The organism is uncultured Gimesia sp., from assembly GCF_937919775.1.
Taxonomy (GTDB): domain Bacteria; phylum Planctomycetota; class Planctomycetia; order Planctomycetales; family Planctomycetaceae; genus Gimesia.
Map to the genome: position 1 here is coordinate 1 of NZ_CALFPF010000414.1, position 4,951 is coordinate 4,951.

At 50.5% G+C, this 4,951-nt stretch carries 4 protein-coding genes; 2 read left to right on the top strand and 2 right to left on the bottom strand.

The window, feature by feature from the left end; genetic code table 11:
- Positions 1-1,686: sulfatase-like hydrolase/transferase (locus Q0294_RS11375; protein WP_299464980.1), on the bottom strand; the 1,686-nt coding region annotated here is incomplete at its 3' end.
- A gap of 376 nt (positions 1,687-2,062) precedes the next feature.
- Here Q0294_RS11375 and Q0294_RS11380 point away from each other — a divergent pair.
- Together Q0294_RS11380 and Q0294_RS11385 are read left to right on the top strand one after the other, a co-directional pair.
- Positions 2,063-3,073 carry a toll/interleukin-1 receptor domain-containing protein gene (locus Q0294_RS11380; protein ID WP_299464983.1) on the top strand — a complete coding sequence of 337 codons (1,011 nt, stop codon included), beginning with the start codon at positions 2,063-2,065 and terminating at the stop codon, positions 3,071-3,073.
- A 263-nt stretch (positions 3,074-3,336) separates the two neighbouring features.
- The gene (locus Q0294_RS11385) at positions 3,337-3,927 is read left to right on the top strand and encodes a peroxiredoxin family protein (protein WP_299464985.1); all 591 of its coding nucleotides are present in this window, start codon (positions 3,337-3,339) and stop codon (positions 3,925-3,927) included.
- Between the two features lie 191 nt (positions 3,928-4,118).
- On the opposite strand, the gene Q0294_RS11390 is transcribed toward Q0294_RS11385, so the two are convergent.
- Entirely contained in the window at positions 4,119-4,784 is a 666-nt protein-coding gene (locus Q0294_RS11390) for a hypothetical protein (protein WP_299464988.1), read from the bottom strand.
- Positions 4,785-4,951 lie beyond the last annotated feature (167 nt).

Genomic DNA, 4,951 nt, shown 5'->3' on the forward strand with positions numbered 1-4,951 from the left:
TAGAAACTGGCCAGCATTCGTACCGACCTCTTCCGCAATCAGCTCATTCATCAAGGCATTGAGTCGCATGATGAGGGCTTGATGCTTCACCGGCTCCACTGCCAGATTCTTCATTTCAAAAGGGTCTTTTTCCAGATCAAACAGTTCAAGATCATTGTATTGCAGGATTTGCTGGAAGGTCTCTGGAGTGTTGAATTCGCTGGGAGCATAATAGCGGGTAAATTTGTAGCGCCCATCAAACACGAAGTTCAGAAACCCCCGCTTTTTCAGATTCGGGTGGAGTATTTCCAGGGACGGAACAAATTTGCCTGCTGCCTGCAGCGGGGAGATTTTTTTCAAGTAATTGGCGTCGATCGTCTGCAGGCCGACGTAGTTAAATAACGCTCCTTTCCGGGCTGCATCCGCCGGCGCGGCTTCCGGATTCTGAAGCAGAACCGAGAAGTCTTTGCCGGGCATATTCTTCGTGGCAGTGCGGCGTTCCTGCTCGGGACGACCGGTCAGTCCGGCGAGTGTCGGCAGCACGTCTATGTGACTCGTGACCGCGTTGCAAAGTCGCCCCCCCGGATGCTCCGGATGCACGACGAGAAACGGAACGTGTGTCTGCAGCTCATACGGAAAAGGTCCTTTGCCGCGCAATCCTCCATGACTTCCCGCCAACTCGCCGTGGTCAGCTGTAAAGATGACGATGGTTTTTTTCCAGAGATCAAGCTCACTGAGTGTTGCTAAAAGTGTTTGCAGCATCCGGTCATTGTCGCGAATCAGATTGAGGTAGTAATTGTAAAAAATCTTCCACATATCCGTACGATCTGCGGGAATCGTGCCCAGCCAATAAGACCAACCTTCGAGGAATTGTCTTTGGGCGTCCGGTCGGCCCGGTGCGTCAACCGGCTGAAGTCGGCTGGCAGACAGCGGAAATTTCCATATTTTCTGATAGATCGAGTTTTGGGGTGGAGGCGTCAGCGTCGCATCCGCATGGGAAACCTGTACTTGCTCACCGGGCAGATTTCCGTCGGCATACATGATGTCATGCGGGCTGACCATGCTGGTGAGTAAAAACCACGGCTTACCTTCACGGTTTAATTGCTGGGCGTTCGTTCGCAACCAGCGATTTCCGGCCTCGACCGTGTAGCCGTCTGTGTCGTAACCCTGGCCGGGGGCACCGATTTTGTCACCATCGGGAGCAAACGTATCGAAACCATACTCGACGAGCGCTTTCGTGTAGTTCACGCTGTCCTGGGGATAAATAATGTCGCGGAGGAGTTCAAATTTCCCGAAATAAGCCGTTGTATAACCGAGCTGCTTCAGTACGGTTCCCATACTCGGCTTGCTTGCGTCCAAACTGGGAACATATCCGAGTTCCATCTGGTCGAAGACCCCATTGATCTGAGGGGGGCGGCCGCTGAAAATGACGCCTCGTGAAGGAGTACACATCGCCGCTGCAATATAATGATTTTCGAAAGAGGTACCCCGCTGGCGCAGTTCTTCCCGTGACGGAAGTGTAAAACCCAGCGGCTGGTTCAGGTGGAATGATTCCTGGTCGGCCATGACCATTACAATATTATAAGGCTGCTCACGGTTTTCTTTTTGCGCGCCTGAGGCAACCCGCTGGTCGGCAGTGATTGCTCCGCTCGCAGCCGCCAGAGTCAACTTGTTGAAGTCGCGACGGTTCATTGAAGATCGATCCATTCTTATTCTCCCTAATGTAAATGAGCGATTCAAAGTCGGACTTCATTCAACAGTTGGAGTTTTTCTAAAAATGGTTTCGCATCGCACCACAAATACGATGTAATTCCCTCTGTTGATTTCCCAAAAGTCGCGTTAACGTTATCAAACAGAATGAATGGGTTCAAGGCGATTAATGAAAGGGGCGCATCTGCTCTCACAAAGCAAACCGCCAGACATTCAGGCCTGATCAACGGGGCTAAAGCTGATTTTGAAAGAAACTTCAATAAAACGGAACCGCATTTGGCGATAAATTGGGTGGTGTAGTCAATTGCATAGAATGGATTACGTCGTCAGAATAGGAGTCGGCGCAGATTAATATTTAGTTCAGGGAGATGTTGTGGCGAATTCTGAGTACGTGGATGTGTTTAAAACCGGCGCAGTGGCCATTGATCGCTGGCGGACTGAGAATTCGGATGTCCAACTGGATTTGAGTGGAGCTGATTTAAGCGGCGCGGACCTGATGGAAACGAATCTGGTCGGAGCCGATTTGAGGGGTGCCAATCTCGTCGGAGCCGATTTAAGTGGCGCCGATCTGGTGGGCGCGAATCTGGTCGGCGCGAATCTGGAAAAAGCTGACCTGTGCTTTGCCGATTTGAGCGGTGCCGACCTGAGCTGGGCCAATTTGCATCGGGCAAATTTAAGACAGGCCATTTTTCACGGCGCCCATTCGCGCAATACTCTGTGGGTCGAAGTTGATTTATCCAGAGCCGTGGATCTGGAAACAATTCAGCATTGGGGCCCCAGTACGATTGGCGTCAATACTCTCATGTGGTCTAAAGGGAAAATCCCAAAAGAGTTTCTGCTGGGTTGCGGTCTACCCGATGACGTCATTTCGCACGTGAATGGTTATTTCGCCAGCACCGCCGTCGATTTCTTCTCCTGCTTCATCAGTTACAGTTCTGAAGACGAAGCCTTCGCGCGTCGCTTGTATGATACGTTACAGGCCCGAGGAATTCGCTGCTGGTTGGATGAAAAGCAAAAGTCGACTGGACCAGGAGCCCCCACTGATCGGGGACTGAAGATCTGGGACAAAGTACTACTGTGTGCTTCCAAACATTCTTTGACCAGCGACTGGGTCAATCAGGAAATCACAGAGGCTCTGGAAAACGAAGTCCGTCAATACAAAAAAGACACGGTCCTGATTCATTCCTTACTCCCGCTCAGCTTGGACCAGCATCTGTTTGATACCTGGGAGCACCAGGAAAAAACGACCCTCTGTGATCGATTAACGGCTGATTTCAGAAACTGGCAAACAGACCCAGCGGTATTTGATCAGCAAGTGGAACGGGTGATGGCAGCGCTGCATACGAATTATCCCGGCCGCGCAGCGGAGACTGAGTTGGCCTAGGTCGTATCCAGGTTTACTGTAGTGTCTCCAGGGCCATTCGGGCCGAGTAGAATACGACAGACGCTATGGTTAAATGGGACGCGTTCCAGGAATACCCAGCGGCACTCAAAGCAGAAATGGAACTAAAACAGCACGTCTGTTTGAATTTTCAGAATTGATGCTGGCAGGACGACGCGGATTGCTATGATATTAATGCGAATACCGCTTGAGGTAAACGCATTCCGAGCTTCCTCTATGTTGATTCCCTGTCAGGAGCCACTTTCATGACCACGATTAAATCAGTCCGGCGTTTTTTCCTGTTCACATTGGCACTTTCGTTATTCGTCACGAGTGCTCTTAACACGGAAATCCGAGCGGCAGCGAAGGATGCTGCGAAACCAGCCGTGGGAGATGAAGCCAAAGATTTTGAGCTGACGACCCCCGCAGGCAAACAGGTCAAACTTTCTGAACAGCTCAAGCAGGGACCCGTGGTGCTGCTGGTGCTGCGTGGTTATCCGGGTTATCAATGTCCCCTTTGTACGCGTCAGGTGGGACAGTTTATTGCGAGTGCCGCCAAGCTGAAGGAAGCGAACGCGTCTGTCCTGTTAGTGTATCCCGGTGCGGCTCAAGATTTGGCAAAACGCGCGGACGAATTCATTCGCGATCAGAGCCTGCCGGACAACTTTCATTTCTTAATCGATCCGGATTACAAATTCACGAACGCCTATAATCTGCGGTGGGACGCCAGACGTGAGACCGCATATCCATCCACGTTCGTGATCAGCAAAGATGGCAAAATCAAATTTGCAAAGATCAGCATGACGCACGGAGGCCGCGCCGATGTGAAACACGTTTTGAAAGTGCTGGGTGAGTGACTGGTTGAAAATAAATCGGTTTCAATGATTACTTTGTTGTGCCTTCAGCGGGAGTCTTCGTTTTGAAACCAGGATCACCGGCGTCTGGCGGCAGACTTTGATTCCACTCAAGCAGGGCTGTAATGAGGCGTTGGGTCAGTTCGGGATGCTCGTCGGCCAGATTATTTAATTCGCTGGGATCGGTTTCAAGATTATTTCTGCTTGGGGGCGGGAAGTGCTCCATAAGCGTTGCTGATGTCTGTAACTTCACCATTCAGTAATTGAATGCCGATGCCGTAATTTTCGTCCCAGTTTCCGAATAGTTCGATACCAATCGGAGCTTTCCCGTCGATGACAGGGTGAATGAGAATCTGAGTAAACTCCACGATCGAGTCCAGTTCGGTGCCGTCTTTGATCGGAGGGATGATGTCATCAATCTTCTCAGTACCTCCGTAAAGCGCTTTCCCTAACTCGGATCCTTGTTTAAAAGCGGGGTATGCCTCCTGGTAATATTGATAGACGGCTTTTCGAACCGCGGCATGTATCTCTTTTTCGTGCTCAATAAAGTCGTCCAGTGCCTGTTGTTGTTCCGGGGCGATGCCGTTTGTCTGCGCCTCACAGATTTCAATTCCTACTTTCTGGGGGGGCTTCGCTTCTTCACTGCCCAGGAGGCCGTGGAAGTAATTCAGTGGGACAACTTTGATTTTGGAATGATAAAAGTTGTAAGAACTCGCCTCCCAGCGCGCGATGTCATCAGGATCGGTCAGATCAAAATCGAACGCTTCGTTCACAGAATTCCCTGGCAGCGGCGCCATGTTTCCACAACCCGTGAAGAAGAGGAACAGAAACAGGACAACAAAACGCGAATTCTCTTTCATAGTCCAGCAAGCCTCAGTCTCTCGAGAATCAGTCAGTAGAGAGAGCTAGAACTAATTAGCTCTGCACGCATCCGATGATAACCTTTTCGAGTGCGTTTGTGGTAGCAAATTGTCGGGTGAAAACGACTTGGAGTTTCTTATTAATATAGTCTTCATTTTACCGGCGG

Bases quoted from the DNA above. Each gene is read 5' to 3' on its own strand.
- Q0294_RS11390 (WP_299464988.1), bottom strand. From the start codon at position 4,784: ATGAAAGAGAATTCGCGTTTTGTTGTCCTGTTTCTGTTCCTCTTCTTC.
- Q0294_RS11385 (WP_299464985.1), top strand. From the start codon at position 3,337: ATGACCACGATTAAATCAGTCCGGCGTTTTTTCCTGTTCACATTGGCA.